Source organism: Paenibacillus sp. FSL R7-0189, assembly GCF_037969925.1.
GTDB lineage: Bacteria > Bacillota > Bacilli > Paenibacillales > Paenibacillaceae > Paenibacillus_AQ > Paenibacillus_AQ odorifer.
On sequence record NZ_CP150223.1, the window covers coordinates 4243315 to 4264962 of the forward strand.

Here is a 21648-nt window from a genome sequence, read left to right on the forward strand (position 1 = left end):
TATGCATCAGAATAACTTGCCCATCGCCCTCATGATCTCCATGCCCAAAATGACAATGTACATCAACATAAAGCATCCGAGCATATAGAATGAATACTTGCGTACTTTGCCTGGACGTTTCATTGCAATAAGCTTGAGTCGTTGAATTTCTATCAATTTGAAGTCATGTGCGAGCATTTCAAAATAGACAACTCCCTGATCCCCGCGCAATACGGCTAGCAACCCCCGTACAATATCTGATAACATCGTGCTGCCAATACGTGTCTCGAGCCTCAGCAGTGCCGTCTCCTGATTGCCACTCTTTATATCCGCAATAGTAATAAATAATTCGCTCTGCAAGCTGCTCCCGGCATTTTTGGCGTATACCTCAAGCATCCGCAGCACGTCTCTGGTTGCTTTAAGTTCTTGCGCGATAGTGGTCACAAACCGGGGGAGTTCAGCTTCAATTTCTTCTCTTTTTTTGCGAACGGATTCCCTTGCCGCACTTATGTTTTTGAAGAATACAGCGATTGCTAAAAAGATAAAGAGAGGTGAAATCAGCGGTAAAATTGGCAGACTCATTAATCCTCCACCAAAAATCAAACCCGCTTTTACAATGGAATGAGCTACATAGGCTTGTGGGGTTAGTGGAATTCCAGCTGACTGAAGGGTTGCAGCCGTTTTACGTCTATAGTAATCGCTTAGTCGAAGTTTAGGAGCTAGCCAGGAAGACATACGAAAGATGAGAGCATCGAAGGTAGAACTGTTTTTCTTCCCAGTTCGTGCGACCTGAATGACTGCCTTTGAGGCAGCAAGTGTAGGAAGTTTAATCAGGTCCGCGATAATGAGATAAGATCCAGCAGCGAAAAACAAACCAATGAACATTAGTAATCCGGACATCATAGACAATCACCTCCATTAGCGCTCCCATTCTTCCTCACGCACTACACCATCCCATACAGGCTCATGGTAAGGAGCGTGAATATACGGTTCGACTTCCTCCAGACTTTTGAGGGTGATGGCCTCATAACTAATCGCCTCTTCAGCTGATTTTGGTAATTTCCCCATCTGTGTCAATGAAGTAAAGCCTGCATTACCAATAATGATGTGATCCAAAATACTAATATGAAGCGGTTCAAAGATCGCAACCATTCGTTTGGTCATCTCTATATCTTCCCAGGATGGCTTCAGGCTCCCGCCCGGATGGTTATGCGCCATAATGATGGATGTACAGTCACAATTTAGCGCAGTCTTTAAAATATTGCGGGGGTACACAGGAGCCTCAGTGAGACCACCTTCAGAAATAATCCGTGTTTCAATCACATGGTTACCATTATCTAAGAAGGCGACCATGAAGCGTTCTCGGTCCCGTAGCCCATGTAAAAATGCGGAGAAGTAGCTTCCTGCCAGCTCTGGAGAGGTGATTTTTCGCTGTGTATTCTCGACTTCCCACTGCAGAACACGGTGAGAGATGAGGAATTCATTAAGCTGCTCAACTTTTTGTAATTGTATTGAAGTGAGTTCCAGGGAATGGGGATGCTCCAGAGCATTCATTAGGTTATTGGTATTTCCATAGTTCTCTAATTTTTCGAGTGGAATTCCCGTTAACTGATGAAGGGATTGGATATATTCCTTGACCATTCTCTTATCAAGAGAGTCTTGGCCCATCGAATTCGCTCCTTTCAGGAGATGGGACTGGCTCCAAGGCATGTAAGATCTTCTTTACTGCATGCAGCTTGCTTTTCAAATCGCCAGACAGCTCCTCTTCCTCGAACCGGTCCCAAAAGTTATCGAACCCGTATTCCTCAATCAGGGATTGTAAGATGATCTGCTCTTGCGGGGATGCCTCAATCAAATTGCCTAGTAACCGAATAGAATCGTGCATTTGAATTCTCCTTTCTTACCGTTTGTATTCCAGAGGACGTGTAAGCCGGATCACTGCTGCCAGTGAGACAAACAATGCCAATGCGCAGATTGAAAGCACGATATGCCCAGGAGTGCTGGTAGTCAATGTATGGAACCAGTCGCGATTCAGAAAATAAAGTAAGGGAATATTGCCGACGAGTAGAATAGCCATGGTCAGAAATTCTTTTAAGGGCTCATAGAGCAAATAGTCAAGCTCCGCCGAGACAACGCGCATATCGGACAACTTGGCGACAATGGGCATGAGTGTGGATTTCAACGTTCGGTCATCCTGACAGGCAATCAGGGCATCACACCACTCTTGAAAAACAGTGTTATTAATTCGGCCTTTAAGCTGTTGAGTTGCTAGCCTGAGGTTGGCATGAATCAGCTTCGTTTCGGCTAGGAACGCTTGAAATACGTCTGCTACGGGAGGATTCAAGTAAGGGAGATTTTCTTCAATCGCTGCCAGAATATTCTCGTTACGCAGGTAGGAGGTGGTAATGACGGAGAGAGCCGTTTCTAGTTCACTACCAAGCCGCTTCTTGTAGAATGTAGAGCTGAATAAGACACCCCAAAAAGGGAGTAGGGCAAATCCCCCAGCCATTACGGGCAACAACCACAAGTTGTTCATGAGGATTGCTAGCATAGCTCCTATAATTGCTAAGGATAGGGAACCGGCGATAAGCAAACCAAACCGTTGACTATGACCCGTCTGTTCTAGAATGGCTCGGGCTTCATGTACTGTAGCACGCCAGCCTTTAAGTTTCTTTGGGTGCTGAACAGCCCGGATCCGTTTTGCTAATGATGGATTTCGAATAGACAAGTGGGAGAGTAGTTCGGAGAGTTCTTGGGCTAATGTGTAAGGAGTGAGTTGAAGGATCAACATGCAGCCTGCAGTTAAACCGATAGAGGCTAACAGCAGCATAAACGTCATGAGGCTTCACCTCCAGATAACAAACGTTGCAATGAGGACAAGGGCAAACCGTTTTCGAGCAACCGTTTCTGTAGGCCGATGGAAATGTCACTAACCTTCTCATAAGCGCCGTCGATGCAAATACGGCCGGCTTCTTCGTAAGTAGCATGGACGGCAAACCGGAATAGCGTATGAATGACACGCTGACCATCTGGGAGTATGCAGCATTCTGTGATTTCCATCATCCTGCGGGTATTGTCCTCAAGTTTCTTCACAAACAAAATGAGTGGAAAAGCTTCTGTTACCAGGTTGTACAGGGTCTGATCATTCATATCATATTTTTGGGTACAGAGCGTCACCATCCGGTAGTAGGTAGCAAAACAAGAATTCGCATGGGTAGTGGTAATCACGGTATGACCGGTTCGAGCTGCTTCTTGAGAGGCAAAAGCTTCAGCCGATTTCATTTCCCCGACGCAAATAATATCCGGGTTGGCAGTCAGCGCAAATTCCAATAACTTTTCCTGATCGATATGCTGGCGGGGATCTTCGCTGGAGCGTGTCACCGTATGCACCACATTGTTCAGAACGCGGCCGTTTTCGTCGGTAATGACCAGATCAAACTCACGGCAATCATTTTCAATAGTGAAGATACGTTTGTCATAGGGGATCGTAGAGAGCAGCCAGCTCATCAAGGTTGTTTTCCCGCTGCCGGTGGCTCCAGTGACGCACATGGATAACCCATACCTTAGACAGATGCAAAGGAAGTCCAGCATTTCTGCGGTCGCTGTTTCATTCTGAATAAAATCCTCTCGGGCTAGCTTCTGCGGGTTAATGATCCGTATGGAGGCAGCAATCCCTTTATCTTTATCTGTAATGGGAGCACCGAACACGGTAATGCGAATATTGTTGGCCAGATGGCCCCGGACAATGGGCTGAGAATAGTCCAGGATCATTCCAGACTGGTGCAGTAGCCGCCGGATGACATCCACCGCATGCTCTGGAGAAGAAAACTGTTCTTCAGCTGGGAGTATGCGTCCATCCGTATAGCTGATTTTCACGTCATTGTAGCTGTTGATATTGATTTCTTCGACATCTCTTGAAAAAAGGTAACGGGTTAAAAAGGAATACTCCACCATCTCGGCATACAGTCGATTGATTAGTTCATCGAATGTCAGTCCAGGCACATGTAGCCGTTGGTCGGTTAGATATTGACTCATATAGGAAATGATTTGCTGTTTTTGTTCCTCAGGGTGGCGGCTCATCAGTGTAGCGTATTTCCCAGAAAGATAAGTTTGAACTTCCTTTAGCACATCCGCAAAGGACTTAGACTGATTCGCAGTGAAAAATAGAGAAGAAGCTTGATTCATTGACCATCACCTCGATGCTTTGGAAGGAATGATTTCAGCCAATCGAGGAGATTTAAGATCGTCGCATTACGGGTTGAAATTGTAGAAGATTTATCTTTTGATTTCGCAATGTGCTGATGTTCTTCCGGTAAAGCCAGTTGAATTAAATGTTCAACGCGACTGAGATATGTCTTTGCTTCTTTGCTAGCCAAATCATCGAGCAGCCGTGCATCTGACGTTTGTTGCTCTAGCTCAGTCACATAGGGAAGGGTTACCTCAATACCTCCGAAAACTTGACTGTATTCCCGTTCGTCTTGCCCTGCTTTAACATTGGATAGTACAGAAACATTCAAAGAATGGCGAAAACGTATATCCGTCAACAGTGGCAAATAGGAAGCATAGAACATCAGGCTTTTCAGCTCACAACTGTGTAACCGGTAGACGGTATCGGCCAGTTCTAGGGCTACCGTGGAAAGAGGATCGGCGGACAGATAGCTGGAGCAATCAACCAATATCACATCTGCCAGATGTCTTGCTAACGTTAGGAGATCGACAGTACGTTCTCTATCGTAAGAAGCATACGTAAAAGCGGTGTCCCCTTTTTTGTATCCAAGCAGAGCAATATGAGGAGAACCATCCAGTGGTAGAGCAAACCGTAGTAATTCTTCTTGAGTTAGTGCAGGCAGACTGAGCAGTTCGCCTAGGGATAGTTGTTGCTTGGCGGCTTGCGGCAGGATTGTGGAAGCGGAAGGGCAAAGGGCATCGCAGCAAAGAATCAGAACATTTTTCTTTTTAGCGGCAAAGGCTTTAGCCAGCTTGATCGTTGTTACGGTCTTGCCGCTACCGGGATTGCCCCAAACAGCGATCAATGGTTTATTACTCATCGGCATCCCCTTTCTTTAACTGAGCTGTAAAGTAAGCATCTTGTTTGTCGGTAAAAGATTTGGCAGTTACAGGGTCGCCGCGGTATACGAGGGACGTATGCAGTTTGGCTTTATTCTCAAGGTCGGCTAAAAGCTGAGCCTGCTCTGGTTGAACGAGTAGCGTTAAGGTTGAAGGGAGTTCATTGTCCTCATCGTCGTCTTTAGTGGAGCCGTTATTTCCTGTTTGCGCGTCCAACCCACTGCTTGCAGTGACAGCTAATATTTCAACATACTGCAACTCTGGAGGCATCGTAGTCGTACGCATTTCTCCGCAATCCGAAGCGATTAGGGTCACTATATCTCCAGGTTGAAGTTTCCCGGATAATCCTGCTGCAAGGCTTTTAATTGTGACGGACAAGGCTTGTTTGTGCCCATCCAGTCGATCGAGGTAAGCATCTAGTGGAACAGCAGATAACTTGGCAGGGAGCAAATAGTCGCCGCTTTTGAGATCCACCGCCGCATATTGTCCAACAACAGCCTCCGTTGCTTTGAGAACAGATTCAGGCAAGTGGAGCTTTCCTACCTCGACGGTTTCTACCTGTTCTGACTGAATTATCGAGCCTTTGGCAACATCCTTGGTAATACGGATGATTTGAGTGGTATCGCTGGCTGAACGGTTTAAGAGTGGTGCAATACCAAAACAAATGATGAGAGAGAGTAGAATACAAGCTGCTCCTAATACAGAACGATTTTTAAATCTGCGCATAAAAGACAAGACCTCCTGAGGAAGGGTTTAGAGTTGGAGCATGATAAATGCAAAAAGGCCACCGGCAGATAAAAAGGGTGCCAGTGGCAGAGACGTTTGTTTAGCAGATTGGTACCCGGTTTTAAAACCAATTGCTACAGCAGTGAATAGAACTAGTGTTAACCCAATGATGCTTTGAATGGTGCCACCTACTGGACCTAGCACAAAGCCACAGGCTGCCATGAGTTTGATATCACCGCCTCCGAGCTTACCTTTAGAGAGCACAGCGGCAACAAAGTACGGTAAGCCAGTTAGGAGCATCCCAGATAAGGAGAAAAGAGGAGAGAAGTGAATGAATCCTAGAGCGGTAATAGCTACGGAAAGAGAATCAGGAATCTCGCGAGTTTTCACATCTTGAATGCTGGCACAAGCCAGGAGCAAGGTGAGAAGTAAACCTTTCAGAAGGATGATATTTAGGGACAGACTCAAGGTTGCTCCTCCTGCCACGGCCATTCAGGTAGACTTCTGTAGGGGTATACCTTTTGGCTTTTGGCAAAGCGAACCATAAAGCGTACTTGATCGAGAACGGACAGATTATTTCGGTCTTTCGTGGTCATCATCACTGAGGCGGAAACGCCGGTTAAGAAAGTAACCAAGGCCATCGGCACGCTGCCATTGATCAACCAGAGTAATAGCGCCAGAAGTACAGTGAGCAATGAACTGATAAAAGCCTGACCTAATTGCTGTTTGCCAAAACCGGGAAACCATTCGGCTTCTGGCTTCACGCCCATCGGAATATATAACGTTTGCGATTCTTGATTCATCTCAGACCTCCTATTGGTAATAGAACAAAATGATATCCTTTACCTGCCAGATGCTTTCGGCAAGAATGTAAAACAGTACTACGTTCCGGCTGCGTTTCTTGTATTTCGCCGCTTCATCATCAGCTCCAGCCAGACGTACCATGCAATACACCAAGCGACAGGCGCAGCCAAGACGGATTAAGGCGATAAGAGCTTGTGCCAACTCCTCCAATGTATCCATTCACTCACCCGGCCTTCGTCATTTTGCGGGCCATCCCTAAGAGTTTGACGGAGTGATAGACATTGTTTACAACCCCGCCACCGCCACCTGATGTAATCAAGAAATCGGAGAGGAAACGTGGTGTCTTGATCGCGAGCATCATACAGGCTAGTCCCCAGAAGACATGGGATTGCAACATCAACCCCACACCTAATTTGGCTAAAGCGATTTGAATGACTACCGTCAACATGGATTGCATGAATTTCTGGGTATAGGCACGGAACACACCACGGTCATTATCCAGTAATCCAGCGCAGGCTAGCGGAATACCAACACGAAGGATGAACATTTCGAGTCCGCGCATGAGAAACTGGAAATACAGGATGAAGAAACAAACCACGAAGACCAATCCGAATAGTGCGGTCACAAGTCCGAGTGAGCTGATACTGTTAACCCATGCCTGCCAGTTGTAGTCGGTCGATTGTCCGATGACGACCATTAACTGATTGGTTAGCTCTTCGACCATTTGACCGATCCAGGTATAGATGGTGGGGAAACAAATGGCAACAGCCATTGCCCTGAAAAAATTGGTCAGTAGAAACAGCGGTTCTTCATCCGGATCCCCATCGGTCCACAGTACATAAATCTCAAAGCCCTTTTTCAGAAATTTGAGAATCATCACTGCAACTCCAAAGCCAAACAAAATATCGTACAAGCTTTCCAGTAGATTCGTGCCAGTTGTGAGGGTCATGTATTTCTCTGCATATAAGGAGATGGGAAGGATGTCTTTTAACAAGGTGTCCATATAGATTAGCGCCCCGTTAAGCAGAGCAACGACGAGCAGCAGTAAGATCTTCTCCATCTGTTCCTCCTTTCTAAAAGAAGCGGCGTGACCGCCGCTTCCTCTGAAGGCTGCTTAACCTTTGTAGTTGAACATTTCCTTGATACGCTGAGTAAGTGTGGGCAGGATGGTTCCTTCAAACAGCAGATACAGACCGCCTAGCACTAGTGCACCAATTACAACCGCCATCAGGATCTTTACAGCCGTATCCACGAAACCTTCCCCGCTATGGTTGCTAATTACTGTCTTTGCATTGCTCCTCATGTGAGCGAATTTCTTCGGTACAACCTGCATCCATTTTTTCATTATTCATAACCTCCAGAATTCAATGTGAGCATAGAAAAGAGCCTGCTATGGTCAGCAAGCTCTTTTTACTTGTAGTAGCCAATAATGATATTAAGGGTGGCTGCGCCGAGTACCGCACCAATGCAGGATACAATGGCAACAATGATACGGTTGTTCCACTTTTTGGTATCCATCTCATCAGCGGCAGAGCGCCGGATACTAAAATAAACAATGAGTAAACCGGATACTACCGGAGCCAGAATCATCAGCCAAGTTGTCACATCGCCGATTAATTTCTCGGTCCCAGTCACCAGCTTGCTACCTTTAATGTCGCCGGAAGCATAAACGGATGTGGATTCAACCCAATTGTAGTAAAGCGTAAATAGTAAGGCTGCTGCAGTTCGTATAACCGAAGAGAAGCGGCCTGACCTTAATCGTCGTCTGAACCCGGAGGAAAGAATTCGCTTTGAGCGGCTGCTTATTGCCGATGTTCGGCCATCTGCCGGGTGATATCTTTCTGATAGTAGATCCAAATGTTCCAAAGTTTCACCTCCTCATTCGTATTCGTTCGTACGATTCGCCGCATTTCTCGTTCTTCCCTTACTTGGCGATTGTGCTCCTTGTCTCCAAGGCCCATCATTGCGTTAAATGCCCAGGAGGATAAATCGGGAGAATACATCATTGCGGGATGAGAACGAGAAAGTACAATCTGATAAGGGCGTGAGACACGGTGCACCTCATCTACCGTTAACAACTTGCGCTCAAGCAGGTTTAAGCTGTGTGAAGTGCTGGGCGTCGAATATTTGCCATGCGATGCAGAAAGTTGGTAACTGGACGTTGTATATGTTCCGAGCTTCTCGCTGACTTCCCGCAGCGTCTCTAAATCGTCAGCCTGCAGATATATCCAGGTCTGACAATTGGATTTGATCGTATTGGCTACATGGTCGTCGTATTTTTCTTTCAATTGTTCGAAACTCTGTAGAAATAGGTTAAAGCGCATTCCACGCCCTCCGCCGACCGTCAACTTATTTGTGAAATCGGCAATGGGCGTAAAGTTACCAAACTCATCAAGGATAAAATTGACCCGTTGTTTTAAGCGTCCTCCACGTTTGTCTGCTTCGGTAGTTAACAGTTCGTACAACTGGGATACCATAAGCGAAGCCACAGGATAAAAGGTTGTCTTCTCATCAGGGAGGATAATAAAAAGCGCCTGTTTCTTATTGCCGATGTCGGCTAAAGAAAAGTCGCTTTTGTGAGTGATGGCATAAATGGATTTGGAGGTGAAGAGGCGCAATGTGGTCAACGCTGAGGTATAGAAACTACCTTTGGTGCGGGAGGGAGCAATGTCGGAGATGCTGAGCAGAGCCCGAGCAGGATGGTTCTGAGGCAACCGCTTAATGTACTCCTGCATCGGTGTTTTGTTACCGATTTGTTTGTTCATCTCCGCTAGAAACCAGTAGACATTAGTCATATTTTGAAACTCCGGGCGCTTGACGTTATCCCACACGACACTGAGGATCGAGGCGGCGATGACCGACATTTCTCCGTTGGTCCAGATTTTTTCACCCTGAGCTTTGCCTACCAGCACGTTCGTCATGTCCCAAGCGAGCATTTCTGCTTGCTCTTGGTCTCCAGCCAGCGTCGCGTCAATGATAGGCTGAAGCAGATTGTAATGGTGGCTCTTTTCAGGATGGCGGAAATCGAGAGTAAATACTTCGTAACCCAGCTTCTCCAGCAGGACGCTACTATAATGAAATAGCTCTGCTTTCGGATCAGAGATAACCAATGACTCTCCGGCTAATGCCAAGAGTCCGATGGATTGAAGGACCACTGTTCGAGATTTCCCGCTGCGCGTCGCGCCGATACAGAGAGAATGAACATCGTCCCCTATAAAGAAAAGACGCTCCTGGTTTCGTGCTTGTTGTAATCCTAGGACAATACCACCCGATTGGATCAGAGGTGGTGCTGCAGCTCGGCGAGGATGGTTAATCGCAGTGTTCACTTTCGGAATAGACTTCGGATGAAGCATTCTCACGGTGAAAGTCCTCCTTCAGATCGGTTCGTCGGAAATGCAGGTCGTCGTAACCGGATTGAATCAATTGGCGAATATAGGGATGATGCAGATCGAGCAATTCGCAGTCGAAGGTATGAGACCATTCCTCTTCTAGCAGCCAACGTGCAGAACCATGCTGATTTTGTCCCACCACCACAGGTGTTTCAATCCCGGGTGCAATTTGCTTCAGTTTGCTTTGATAAGGCCGGTTATTGGAGGCGATAAAGAGAGCGGACAGGAGTAGAGTAAATCCTTGAAGACAAAGAAAGAGCAGAAAGTGAACTCTGCTAGAAATAAGACTACCTAGGCTTGTATTTAGGGAGGGGACAGTGAGAGTTGAAGTTGAACCGGATAAGGCACCATGCAGGGCCGTAGAGAAGAAAAGATTAAAGATGGAACCGATGGTTATTAAAAGCGTGCAAAGCAGCAGCTTTTGTTTCGTTTTCACCACTCAGGCTCCTCTGTGGGTTCAAAAAAATTATCAGGCCGTTCTCTCAGGGAGATAGAGTCTTGAGGGGATTGTGGGAAGTTATCATATTGTTCTGTAGCAGGAAAGCGAGCTTCCTGATCTAGCTGTATTTGTAGAAAGAGTGATCTGGGTGCCGGCTGATCATAAATACGGCTCCATTCTTCAACATGAAGATTATGCATCGTTACATATACGGGATGGTCCTCACATAAGGTGTGCAGCAAACTATCCTCGTTTATAATTTGTTCCAGTACAGCGGGGTGAGAAGCGGACAATTCATAAACCGGAATAGAGCAAGCATCGAGTGGATAAAAGAGATAGTTTATTTGACCAGCTGCTACTTCCTGTGCCATCTCCGACAGACAGTGTTTTGCGATCGTTTGATGTATAGCGAGTGCCCACTCTCCGTCATGATTCACCATGGAAATACCATTGTAGAACTCTTGGCTTTCCGTAATGTCTCCCCAAGGTGTAGTTGCTGGTGGGGTCATTCCACCAAAATACTCCGGAGCAAAAAACTCTCCATCCTGGGCCAGTTTTTCTGGCGAGCCGCACCATTCTTTGAATTCCGGATCCGTAATTGCATCCTTCTTGAGCAGTTCATAGGAAGGGATGATACTTTTGGCATCGTCGAAATAGATATGATCACCTTGTGACTCTCCAGCTTGCAACGCTTCTTCACTGAGTACTTCTTTGGCATAATCAGCATCCACAACAATGCCGCTATTGTGTTCGGCCATCATGCCGTACACATGCAGGCCAATTTCCGCGCAGGTCAAAATATTCCCCCATATCGAGCTTTCAGGCTGAGGCATGGACTCACTTCCTTCTATAATAAATATGAGTTGTTACCGACCTTCTTCGGTAATTTCGAGCGTCTCCGAGTTACCGTCAAAATCATGACTAAATTCTTGCTCGTAATTCAGCTGGATTTCCCGATCTTTAAGCTCGGGCAGTAGTTCCTCCAACCGGTCAATCAGGATCTGGACCTGTTCGAATTGGTCCATCGTCTTGTCATTGGGACTGATAAGGAATTTGACCATCTCATCATGAATGAGAATAAGCTCATTCTCGCTGAATAGTTTCTTACCATCTACCAGGCCGCTGCGGACTGCAAAGTTCTCCATTGCTTCATTTCTGTCATAAAAATATTGGCGTTGTACCGGTATTCCATTCTCTGGAGCAAGACGGTAGGTCGAAAACACATATTCGAATAGAGGATGATGTTTGCAAGCAAGAATGACATCCCCGTATTCACTAAGCTTGTAGACACCGTTTGTGATCTTCTCATCCTTATCGGTGTATGGCTTTTCGGTACAAACACCCAGCTGCAGGGCTGTTTTTCGTGCCAGGTCTGAAATGCTGCTCATAAGCCGATCCGGGACAGTGACAAAAGGATTGCGTTCAATGCTATCCATCCGTGTATAAAAGGCAATGATCTGATCCTTCAGATACAAATCTGCTAAATAGTCCGCGGATGTGGAACGCCGAACCTCAATCCCTTGCAAGGATAGGGCAGCAAAGAAGTTTTTATAAAATTCGCTTTTACTTTTCATTTGAGGACCACCTTTCAAGAAGGCTACTGTTCGTGATCCATTTCGGCTTGTATTTGGGAATAGAGGAGACTGGGAGAAGGGGGAGTCAATGACTCGATTTTCTGTAGAAGATGGTCAACGGATTGCTTTTCGTTATACCCAAGTGTGGAATCATTAATACTACGATAGAGAAGGGCAGCGTAAAGCGAACTAAGCTGATCGGTTTCAAACAATCTACCCTTGTCGAGTAATCCACTCCGCATTAGAAAATCATCCTTTGCTTTCTCATACTCGTTGCGATAAAAATAATGCCCCATGGCAAATCCAGTCCGCTCGCTGTTCATCTCCCAGGTAACAAAGCGAAACTCACCGTCCCCATCGTAACGGCCTGCTAATACATGATGGTTATATTCCAGCATACTGCGGTAACTGCTCAAACTGGAGATTCCAAGTTGGGTAGCATTACGATAGCTATGCTCTATCTCCCAGACCTTTCCGACAATGCTCGGTATCTGGTGAGCGAGTTCAGCTTCGGCATTAGCTGGATAATGAATTTCACCATTCTGATGAATAAATGCGATAGGGTCGTTCTTTTGAAGAACGGAGAGAATAGAAGATGATTCACGCTGGATATTCAAACCCAAACGGGAGAGTTCTGCTTCCAGCACCTCTTTCATTCGATTATTGATCTCCACTGGCCGATTGCTCCTTGAGCTGAGATGGACTCTCCTGAGAAGGAATTACTTGAGGTTGTTGATTCGGTTTGTCTTCTGAAGGTGGTCGATGTTTCCGTGGTGTTTGACGCATCAGTTTCTCAAACGATTGCAGCTTTCCATTGGTAAAAAACATTTGATCATTCCTTTCAAAGTGGTTGGAGACTCACTTTACCTATCGAATCCTTTATCCTTATTCCGAAGAAGCCATTCTTTCTTAGCCTGCTTCGATAAGTCACCGCCCATTAGCTTGCTTTTGTCGTCGTAATCCATTTGGGCATTCATCGTCAAACCTTCCATCAGGTTAAGCAGCTCAAGCACTAATTGCTCTGTCATGGCATACTGCCAATTAGCTTGTTTGGTATTATAATTGACATCCTTCTCAAGCTGGATGATGGTACGAACTGTGGAGAGGATGCGGTTGGCGATACGTTTCTCTGCTTCAGCTTGATACTTCGCACGCTGCCTGTTCAAATGATTTGGATTAGAATCATAAAGCATGGCCAGGTTCATTTTTGCCTCAACGTAATCATCTACCATCTGAGCCAGATAGCGATTCTCTTGCAAGATGTTCTGTACAAACTTATCCAGCAGTGTTTTCGATTCAGGAGGCAACAGCTTGTACGCAAGTCGTCCGGATTTCGGCATTTGTTGACGCAATTGAAAAAGCTGTTCAGCCAACTTCTTGACAGAAGAGGGCTCCACCAAATGATGTTTAGGAAAGAGGAGAAGAGAGTCTTCATCGTCAATTTCGAACCGCTGCTGGAATGCTCGAAATGCTTTTGGATTCAACTGCTTCAGATAGTTCTCAAATTCTGCTACCAATTGATCGGTAATTTCGGATACTCCAGATTTGGCCTGATCCCGCTTGGCAATAAATTGTTTGATTTTATAAGCGAACGTGTCTTTAATCAGCTGTTTGCGAATACGATTGGGGATTTCGGGGGAAGTGAAGTTCTTCATGATTTCTTGTTTCTTATCCCAAAATACTACATGAAGATGAGGATGATCTATTTCGTTATGAAAGGCGGCAGCCCAACAAAGGTTCTCTGTTTTAATCTGGTTTTGGGCTGCAAGTGTGGCAATGTGCTGCTCGATATACTGCTGCCATACTGTGAAGTTTGATAGTCCTAGTTCCATTGCAGTTTCTCTGCGGAAAGAAATAATGCCACGAAACATGTTTTTGCCTTGCTGCGAAATATCTCGGACAGTTCGTGCGACTTCTTGCCAGGAATCAAATATCTGCATCTCGCCGGGCTTTAGTTTTCCGAATAGACCATGGTTTTTCGCATCATGCCGAACTGCACCTGGGCGGGTGGCGATATAACCAATATGACAGTAATTGCTGACTGCAGTTTTGGGCTTATTGGGATGGAAGAAGCGTTGCTTATAGATCAGAGCCGACATCGATATCGCCTCCGCGCAGTCGCTCAGCATCCTGCTCAAAACCATCACCGGAGAGGAATAGCTTCTCCACATCAGTGAGCTTCATCTTCATGTATTCCACTGCAAGCTGCCGAGCCTTCTTCTCAATCTCCCGAAAAGTTGTATAACGATTCACATCTATTAAATCCGCAATGATAGCAATGGTGGAGTAATAAGAGGCGGCGGACATGATGAGGTCTTTGCTAGCCAGTCCGGCTAACCGGTTGCTCAAACCATTGATGGCAATGGTGATCTCCTGGCGGATAATAGTAGTGATGAAATCAATCTCTTCGGTATAGGCATCTACAGACATCCCCTTTTGAATAAAGGCACGTACGATATCTGACATACTGAGATGCTTGGTGGCCGCGTACTTTTTCAACGCTTCATATTGTTTCTTTGGGAGCTTGACGGTGATCTGTACGGTTTTCTCAGCTTGTGCCAATGGTCTCTCCTTCCCTTTGATGTACTTAAGTGACATTCGTTTGCCGGGTGAAAATCACTAAAAATGTCGGTGGGAGCTCTGCTTCCACGCTGTTTTCTCGCAAAATGACATTTTGCTATTCCTGCCTTTACACCACCACCATCGGGCGGTGCCCTCTGGTGGTGGGACGGCAGTTCTTTTATCCAATGAGAAAAAAGTCTATAGTTCATAATCACAATCCTCCTCATGAATAGGTGATTCCGCTTCGGTTGTGGGCTGACGCATAGAAACCAGATCTAGATTGAAATCTTTATTATGTGGCGTCTGGATACTGGTCTGATATCCTAACTCATCATACTTATGGGCAAATTTAAAGGCAGCCTCTTGTCCCCAATTGGGAGCCGGGCTGCCATCGCGATAAGTGGCGTTATAGTCGTTGTCTAAGCAAAAGATGATTTCATGAATAGTGTGTTGGGATAGGAAGCGCTCTAAGGCATTATCTGATAAACAGCCGAGAGAAATTCGATGATCTTCTCGCCAGTCCAGCCCCTTCAGCTTGGTAAGGGTGGCATGACTCATGGCGTCGATGGGGCTTTCACATACGTAAACCCGCGAACTGTTGTTGCTACCAGGAATGAGAAAGGGGTAGCTTTTATCTGAATGTATTCGATCCTGCTTAAAAGGGCGATTAGGGTTGCAACCTCTCATCGAACAGTACTTAGGAATTCCATCAGGATCGTATCCGATGAAAACACAGTTTCCGGTTTTGGATTGCTGGTAAAGCTTTTTATCGTGCATGAGTTGGGACATGATTTCGGAGTCAATTCCTCGAACGTGTACGAGATACCAAGCGACTCGCCTATAGTTGGATGCCTTGTCTGGAAGGGTGAGTTGGCCGGCTGTTTGAGGAGAATGGAGCAGAGGAGTGAAGCGTGGGATTTCGCTCTCCAGCAGAAAAGCTACAGCTTCTTTGAAATTCATATTCCAGAATTGCATTACAAAGTCAATTGGGCCGCCGTGGGTATCAGTGGAAAAGTGATAGTACTTATTGCTGTCTTTGAAAAAGTAAAGACCGCCACTTTGCTCCGCGTGAAGTGCGCGGCGGCCTCCGTTTTCGAGAGTGTAACCATTGGATTTGGCGAATTGTACTAGGTTCGTGATACTGGCTTGGATGATTTGATTTTTATCTGAAAAGAGATTGTTTTTCATATTTACCCCTTTTTTAAATATGATTTGGAATCGAAAAAGTGATGAAATCAGTATCAAATTAATGGATCATTAGATGATATAATACAGTTACTAATAAGCATTTGGAGGCGACGCCTTTGTTTGAAGCAAATACTCCGCAAGAACTAATATATTTGATAGAGATTCCCAAGAAGTATAGAGTGGCCCTTTTAGACGGAGAAGTAAAAGAGTTTTATTCAAAAGAAAACTTTTTTCCTAGGGTACACTATGTCATTGAGAAGATGCATAGTATTCTGACTTTATTAGATGAATCAGAGGCTTATAGCTGGGAACTTCATATTAAATACATAATCAAATATGGACTAGTGAAAGGCGGGCATTATAAATATGCCTACCAAATTTTTCATAATGAAATGGAAGAAGAATTAGTATCATATTTAGATGATGAAAGAACTAAATCAGTAGAAGGATTCGACTATAGTTATAACTTAATGCATATCGCTATTGAAGCTATTATTCAATACAATCATCTAAATTCATTCTCGAATTCATTATTAAACATGTGGAAGTTTATATCTCCTGAAGAGTTAATACACACGATTATCTTTCCAGTTGATATAATTTATGAAAGTAAAGATTGGAATATAGGCGATATAAACAATTGTGTCTTTTATCATATTCCTAGTGTCTTTGAATTTACAAAGGCATATATTGAGATAATAAAAATTATCATGGACATGAATGTGCCACGCAAACAGTTCAATCGCCATATACATGCCTGCCTTAAACTAATCTTAGACGAGGTTCAGTATTTTTCATCAGAGGAATGTTCATACCTTTTACTATTGCAAAAGCTTTCGGCAATATTAAAACAGAATACTGATGTTCAAGATTTGATTTTCTTAACTCGTTGGATGATAGAGCTTAATCTAGGTGAGTTTAATGCAGAGGGGTATGCAATTAACGAAGTTGTTTTATCAGACAAAGAAATCAAGAATCTTGCTAAATGTGCCAATAAAGTGCTGAAATGGTCTAGCGAAAACTCAATTCCAGGTATTATCAAAGAATATTGGGATTTAATAAAAAATATAAACGACATTAAAAAAACAGCACTTTTAATTGAATTTTGTTCAAAATTAACTCAGATACGAGACAAGGAAATCATTAATAAAATAGCAGGTGACGCATTTAAATCATTTGATCCAATGAAGTTTTTATTTGAGCAGAGTGAATACGGAACTATAGCAAAGATTTACTTTTCTCATCTTTCAATAGAAGGTTACTACTTTGAGTTTGCATTTTCTTTAAAAAAGAGTGGTTACATTGAAGAGGCTAAAAAAGTATATTCACAGGCTATTGAGAACGGAAAAGAAACAAATGCGATTTTCAATAATTTAGGGGTAATCTATGAAGAGCATGATAAAGAATACGAAACAGCCCTATCCCTGTTTGAAAGAGCAATCTCTTTGGCTCCTAATGAAGTATTGCATAAAAATAATAAAAAGCGAATTGAAAATCTAATTAAAGAAAAAAAGAACAAAAATCAGACTTTGAAAGACATCTATTTTAAGAAAACAACAAAATATCAAAAAAGTATATTATTTGCTCTCTATCGTTTATCTGACCAACAACCCACATTTAATGAATTATCAGAGGCTACGCGACAAAAAGAGTCTTATGTCAAAAAAAATTTGGAAGAATTATTGAATTTGGAATTAATTATTCCCAATAATAATTCCTATATATTAGAACCGATTATTGAAGAATTAGTATCTAATTACGTTGAACCTAAGTTAGAACGTCAGATAATTCGAGTTGATAAGGCGTCCTTATATAGGCCTATTTTTTATCATGAATCTGAGATTAACTTGTATCATGCATTAATTGATTTATTTCCGCAACACTTTATATTCCCAAACATTAGTTTGAAAACAATTATTGATGTTGAGAAAATAAAAGAACTTGTTTCACAAGAGCATGTTAATTATCTATTTATGGCTCATGTTGACTATGCCATTATTAGTACAACCACATATACTCCAGTCCTTGCAATTGAGAAAGATAGCACATATCATGAAACTGATTCTGCGGCTATTCGCGATGAACGAAAGAACCTGATTTTTCAAATGAGCGGAATACCATTAGTTAGAGTGAAATTCAATAGTAATGTAACTCTAGAGTCACTAAAGAAGCAAGTGCGTGATGTAACAAAGGAGTTAATAAACACATTGAAAAGTGACGAACAAGATGTCCGTTTACTTCATGAAATTGATGTTCGAAACTTCGGTGCTTTATCGAAATCGGATTATGATTTGGATGAATTACAAGAGGATTGGGCAAAAATTGTTGGAAGTGGTATCGCACAAAAATCTAAGATAGACAACGTTGAGGGTCGTACGGTTAGTGTCTTACTATCTAGTGAATTGGAAGCGATTATCTCCATGAGTAAGGAGCAAATTGAAAAGAAATTTAAAATAGCGCATCCGTTAATTAGTGAAATAACATATCATTATTATTAAAAATACTAATGGTAAGAGAACATATGGGATTAGATATGTTTAAAATGATCATTTAAACGAAGAACTTCAAGAGAGGAAATTCTGGCATGTCTAAAGGCGTGCCTTTTTTTGTTTGTGCCAGTATACAAATAATTAACACATAATTGAACCAACAGCATTTTCGTTTATCAGGATCGTAAACTAGGATGAGAGAGGGGATATAGAGTAAGTTAAGAAAAACTAAATAATAACATTATTAATTCTTTATAAAACCTCCGATATCTTCAAATACAAATGAGCTATTCATTTGAAGTGATATGTTATGACTTTTCCAATTCCAGTGAATAGAACTACTTGAAGGGTCATGGATAAGATTAAGCCGATTAAATAATAAAGATTGGGCAATATCCTTACGGATTAATTCGACATAGGAATCTGCTAACCAATTTTTGTAATGGAACGGAAGTAATGAAGTGTGTTCATATAGACTGTTTAAAAAGGAATCAGGAATCATGGTATCGTAATTAATTTGATCATAAAAGTTAATTTCATCTTCTTTGTTAGTGATAAGAATAAAAGCATATTCATAATAAAAACAAAAGCCAATCCAATATTCTTGCACCTTTATTCTTTGACTGTAGTTAAACTGTTCTAGAAGAATTTGGCTAATACTGTTTTCAATGAAAAGCTTATGATTGGTTTGAATATTTTTATTGATTTTTAACTCCATGAAAGGAGCACCTCCAATAACAAATGGACACATGCGAATATATGTTCGCATGTGTCCATTTTATCATAAACTACAGGAAAATTGTTATTTTTTCTTTGTTAGGCTAATAGTTAGTTCTGTTGTATCAAGAGGTGAATAACTTCTGGCTGCAATTCCAATATCCCGAAACTGGTCGTCAATATACTCCTTTGTTATCAGAACTTCATCCGTTGTAAAAATAGCCACCATCTGTTTGAAGAATATGTCAGGAACTCTTTGGATTTTTTCCTTATTGCTACTTATCTGTTCGTGGAGATAAGCTAAATCTTTACAGTCTATAAAAACTGGTTTTGTTGTATATCCTTTAACAATCTCTCTTCTAAAGAAGTCAGCCATTGCAAAAAGTTGACGTTTTCTAAATTTATTTCCTATGAAAATATGTGATGTTACTTCATGAGGAGTACAATAAGTTGAGATATCAACTAAACTATTTAGTTGTTTGACGTAATGCAAGGCCTTACGATGTTCACCTGACCCTAATGTGTATCCAGCTGGATCTTTAGTGAATTTACAATCATAAGTAAAGGCATATTTCATCTCGGAAGAGTTTAAAGGGGCATTTTCCTTGTACTGAATTGCAAAAAGTCCTTCAGGTATTGGTTTACCAATTAATTCTTTTCCCCACTTTTCAGAATTGGGAAACATATCTTTTATAACTGGGAAAACATCATCTTCAAGATCACTATCGTCATATTTGTCTTTTAACTCAGTTGTTTTTCCACTAATAAAATTGAGATTTTTAACAGCCTTCATAGCGGCTGTTACTACCAAATGATGCGTACGTTTATTTAGATCTTCTATATATTTCCCCATAAATACACTAAAATCTTGTTGATCATTATTTACATAAATTTGTCCGAATGTTAGCTGCTCAATTGTATCAAGTGAGTAGATGTCACTTGTTTGCTGATCTACGCCGTAACATATCACTATAGTAGGAATTAATTTCCTTTCAATATTCTCCAGCGTTCTTTTTGAAAGCACATTTTTCGTCACAAGAACTTGAAATAAACGATTTTCAAATAAAAAACGTTTGAATTTAAATTTTTTCTTTCTAATAGTTTGTTGAGAATAACCTTTAGTTTCTAATCGAGAATCTCTTTCTAGAAGAGTATCGAACAAATCATAAATATATTTTTCCATAACTTCATTGTTAGCTATTATTTCTTCTTCCGGAGTAACTTTTATATCATTATGACATTCTGGGCACTCTAATTTGTCATGAGTATTTACAATCACTTCACTCTTATTAATTGTATAGAAGTTGCAGTTATTGCACGAATATTTATCGTCTTGCTTTAACTCTAGAAGTTTCAAAGTAATAAGTTCATCGAACATTTGCTTTTGATCATTTTCAAGTTGATCCTGTCTCGAAAATCTAAAGATCTGATCGATTTTGAGAGCGCGACCACCAGTGAATTTATTTTTAATTGGGCGATCCAGAGGAAATCCGAATTTCTTGAAAAAATTGTTGTTGATTAATGTTTTAGTTGCTGTACTCAAATTACTATCGTCTAGTTTGAAAACCACGTCTCCATTTTCTAGTGAAATTGATCGTATTGATTTTGAATGTTTGCTTGAATGAAATGAAATATTCTTTATATCCTTGAGACTGTTTAAGTCAACTACTCTACGCTGAAAAGCGTCCATCACGCTTGGCCAAATATCAGTTCCGTTCAATTGAAGAATTAAATCAGGAGACTTACTTAATAAAGAGTTTGAAAAAGAAATGCGATCGATGACAAAGTCTTCTGGATTTTCGTTAGTTACTGGTGTTCCTTCTTCAAAGAGCCGAACGATATCTTTAACTTTGTATTCTGTGAATACTTCTCTTTGAATCTCATTAAGAGTTAATCCCAATTCATCAGTGAAGTATTTTTTTATACCGCGTAAATCAGTTTTCATTGCTTTAATTTCAAGTGTTTTTTCTTCTGTTTGAATTGCAAACATAACTTGATCTCTATCTTTTACTCTTTTGGCTTTATCATAGCCAGGTCTTTTAGTATCTTTAGTTAGTTTGTATATCATATACAAAAAATAATGTTCTCCAAGCTGACAGTGTGCAATTATTCTATAATCATTATTTCTTCCGGAATTATTGTATAAAACATTTGCAATGGTGTCTTGGTATCCCTTTTCTGTACTTAAACTATTTACTATTTTCGAAGTGAACTTTTTAGTTGAAGTGAAAACATCGCCTGAAGCTTTGTTCCTCCATTCATGAAGAACCAAAACTTCAAAAAGCCAAGAGGGATTAGTGAGAAATAATTTTATTGACTTTACTACAGTTGATATTTTGGTTGCTTCATTATCCGGAAGCTTTTTATCGAATATTTCATCTATAGCTTTTTTCTTTCTTTTTAGAAATTCTTTGAGAAACAAGAAATCCATAAAGTTTTTGTGAGTCTTTAAATGTTCATTCCACTTAATTTCATCTTCATAATCAGCAAGTTTTAAGATCTTTTGCAAATACGGTTTATCTTCTTCATTTAATGATGCAATAAAGACAGCGCTGGTAGTATCAGAATAACCTTCAGTTATTTTTTCATGATTAACTAATAACTCGTCCCAGTATTCATCTGTGACATCTGATAATGTAGTATATCTTGTCGAATACGACATAAGTCCTATTCCCCCATATTCTAAAGAGGTTTTTTCCAACATGTTCCTTCTA

At 41.9% G+C, this 21648-nt stretch carries 25 protein-coding genes; 1 reads left to right on the forward strand and 24 read right to left on the reverse strand.

Annotated elements, in window-relative coordinates:
- Positions 1-6 precede the first annotated feature (6 nt).
- The 22 genes from MKY63_RS18450 to MKY63_RS18555 all read right to left on the reverse strand — a co-directional run bounded on the left by MKY63_RS18450 (position 7) and on the right by MKY63_RS18555 (position 15728).
- Positions 7-882 (reverse strand): secretion protein F, encoded by an 876-nt coding sequence (locus MKY63_RS18450; protein WP_256716988.1) that lies wholly within the window; start codon positions 880-882, stop codon positions 7-9.
- 15 nt (positions 883-897) lie between these two features.
- A complete protein-coding gene (locus MKY63_RS18455) occupies positions 898-1647 on the reverse strand; it encodes a JAB domain-containing protein (RefSeq protein ID WP_076222760.1) in 750 nt (249 codons plus the stop codon).
- Positions 1628-1864, reverse strand: a complete 237-nt coding sequence (locus tag MKY63_RS18460; RefSeq protein ID WP_076222758.1) for a hypothetical protein — start codon at positions 1862-1864, stop codon at positions 1628-1630. Before MKY63_RS18460 ends, MKY63_RS18455 begins: the two co-directional genes overlap by 20 nt.
- Positions 1865-1879: 15 nt before the next feature.
- Positions 1880-2818, reverse strand: coding sequence for a hypothetical protein (locus MKY63_RS18465; protein WP_076222756.1), 939 nt, complete (start codon positions 2816-2818; stop codon positions 1880-1882).
- Complete coding sequence (locus tag MKY63_RS18470; RefSeq protein WP_076222754.1) at positions 2815-4164, reverse strand: CpaF/VirB11 family protein; 1350 nt, start codon at positions 4162-4164, stop codon at positions 2815-2817. The genes MKY63_RS18465 and MKY63_RS18470 overlap by 4 nt, the downstream gene beginning before the upstream one ends.
- Positions 4161-5027: a hypothetical protein gene (locus MKY63_RS18475; RefSeq protein WP_076222752.1), complete on the reverse strand. Its 867-nt coding sequence runs from the start codon at positions 5025-5027 to the stop codon at positions 4161-4163. Before MKY63_RS18475 ends, MKY63_RS18470 begins: the two co-directional genes overlap by 4 nt.
- On the reverse strand, positions 5020-5772 hold the full coding sequence (gene cpaB / locus MKY63_RS18480; protein WP_076222750.1) for a Flp pilus assembly protein CpaB: 753 nt from the start codon (positions 5770-5772) through the stop codon (positions 5020-5022). Before cpaB ends, MKY63_RS18475 begins: the two co-directional genes overlap by 8 nt.
- A gap of 27 nt (positions 5773-5799) precedes the next feature.
- Positions 5800-6240: an A24 family peptidase gene (locus MKY63_RS18485; protein ID WP_179087728.1), complete on the reverse strand. Its 441-nt coding sequence runs from the start codon at positions 6238-6240 to the stop codon at positions 5800-5802.
- A complete protein-coding gene (locus tag MKY63_RS18490) occupies positions 6237-6575 on the reverse strand; it encodes a hypothetical protein (RefSeq protein WP_076222746.1) in 339 nt (112 codons plus the stop codon). The genes MKY63_RS18485 and MKY63_RS18490 overlap by 4 nt, the downstream gene beginning before the upstream one ends.
- Positions 6576-6585: 10 nt before the next feature.
- On the reverse strand, positions 6586-6795 hold the full coding sequence (locus tag MKY63_RS18495; protein ID WP_076222744.1) for a mercury transporter: 210 nt from the start codon (positions 6793-6795) through the stop codon (positions 6586-6588).
- 4 nt (positions 6796-6799) lie between these two features.
- The gene (locus tag MKY63_RS18500) at positions 6800-7636 is read right to left on the reverse strand and encodes a conjugal transfer protein TrbL family protein (RefSeq protein WP_076222742.1); all 837 of its coding nucleotides are present in this window, start codon (positions 7634-7636) and stop codon (positions 6800-6802) included.
- Positions 7637-7690: 54 nt separating this feature from the next.
- The gene (locus MKY63_RS18505) at positions 7691-7921 is read right to left on the reverse strand and encodes a DUF6133 family protein (RefSeq protein ID WP_076222740.1); all 231 of its coding nucleotides are present in this window, start codon (positions 7919-7921) and stop codon (positions 7691-7693) included.
- 65 nt (positions 7922-7986) lie between these two features.
- The gene (locus MKY63_RS18510; RefSeq protein ID WP_256716987.1) at positions 7987-8442 is read right to left on the reverse strand and encodes a hypothetical protein; all 456 of its coding nucleotides are present in this window, start codon (positions 8440-8442) and stop codon (positions 7987-7989) included.
- Positions 8379-9929: a type IV secretory system conjugative DNA transfer family protein gene (locus MKY63_RS18515; protein WP_081386844.1), complete on the reverse strand. Its 1551-nt coding sequence runs from the start codon at positions 9927-9929 to the stop codon at positions 8379-8381. The genes MKY63_RS18510 and MKY63_RS18515 overlap by 64 nt, the downstream gene beginning before the upstream one ends.
- Positions 9886-10401: a hypothetical protein gene (locus tag MKY63_RS18520; protein WP_076222738.1), complete on the reverse strand. Its 516-nt coding sequence runs from the start codon at positions 10399-10401 to the stop codon at positions 9886-9888. Before MKY63_RS18520 ends, MKY63_RS18515 begins: the two co-directional genes overlap by 44 nt.
- Positions 10398-11237, reverse strand: coding sequence for a hypothetical protein (locus MKY63_RS18525; protein ID WP_076222736.1), 840 nt, complete (start codon positions 11235-11237; stop codon positions 10398-10400). The genes MKY63_RS18520 and MKY63_RS18525 overlap by 4 nt, the downstream gene beginning before the upstream one ends.
- A 33-nt stretch (positions 11238-11270) precedes the next feature.
- The gene (locus MKY63_RS18530) at positions 11271-11978 is read right to left on the reverse strand and encodes a hypothetical protein (protein ID WP_076222733.1); all 708 of its coding nucleotides are present in this window, start codon (positions 11976-11978) and stop codon (positions 11271-11273) included.
- Between the two features lie 23 nt (positions 11979-12001).
- A complete protein-coding gene (locus MKY63_RS18535; RefSeq protein WP_076222731.1) occupies positions 12002-12652 on the reverse strand; it encodes a hypothetical protein in 651 nt (216 codons plus the stop codon).
- Positions 12639-12806 (reverse strand): hypothetical protein, encoded by a 168-nt coding sequence (locus tag MKY63_RS18540; protein WP_179087727.1) that lies wholly within the window; start codon positions 12804-12806, stop codon positions 12639-12641. The genes MKY63_RS18535 and MKY63_RS18540 overlap by 14 nt, the downstream gene beginning before the upstream one ends.
- Positions 12807-12841: 35 nt before the next feature.
- Positions 12842-14077: a MobP3 family relaxase gene (mobP3, locus tag MKY63_RS18545; protein WP_076222729.1), complete on the reverse strand. Its 1236-nt coding sequence runs from the start codon at positions 14075-14077 to the stop codon at positions 12842-12844.
- Positions 14058-14540: a ribbon-helix-helix protein, CopG family gene (locus MKY63_RS18550; protein WP_081386843.1), complete on the reverse strand. Its 483-nt coding sequence runs from the start codon at positions 14538-14540 to the stop codon at positions 14058-14060. The genes mobP3 and MKY63_RS18550 overlap by 20 nt, the downstream gene beginning before the upstream one ends.
- Before the next feature lie 198 nt (positions 14541-14738).
- Positions 14739-15728: a DUF3991 domain-containing protein gene (locus tag MKY63_RS18555; RefSeq protein WP_076222725.1), complete on the reverse strand. Its 990-nt coding sequence runs from the start codon at positions 15726-15728 to the stop codon at positions 14739-14741.
- Between the two features lie 116 nt (positions 15729-15844).
- Between MKY63_RS18555 and MKY63_RS18560 the strand changes: the two genes are divergently transcribed.
- Positions 15845-18226: a DUF2726 domain-containing protein gene (locus MKY63_RS18560; RefSeq protein ID WP_076222723.1), complete on the forward strand. Its 2382-nt coding sequence runs from the start codon at positions 15845-15847 to the stop codon at positions 18224-18226.
- 235 nt (positions 18227-18461) lie between these two features.
- On the opposite strand, the gene MKY63_RS18565 is transcribed toward MKY63_RS18560, so the two are convergent.
- Together MKY63_RS18565 and MKY63_RS18570 are read right to left on the reverse strand one after the other, a co-directional pair.
- Positions 18462-18935 (reverse strand): hypothetical protein, encoded by a 474-nt coding sequence (locus MKY63_RS18565; protein ID WP_076222720.1) that lies wholly within the window; start codon positions 18933-18935, stop codon positions 18462-18464.
- Positions 18936-19019: 84 nt separating this feature from the next.
- Positions 19020-21638: a hypothetical protein gene (locus MKY63_RS18570; RefSeq protein WP_179087726.1), complete on the reverse strand. Its 2619-nt coding sequence runs from the start codon at positions 21636-21638 to the stop codon at positions 19020-19022.
- Positions 21639-21648 lie beyond the last annotated feature (10 nt).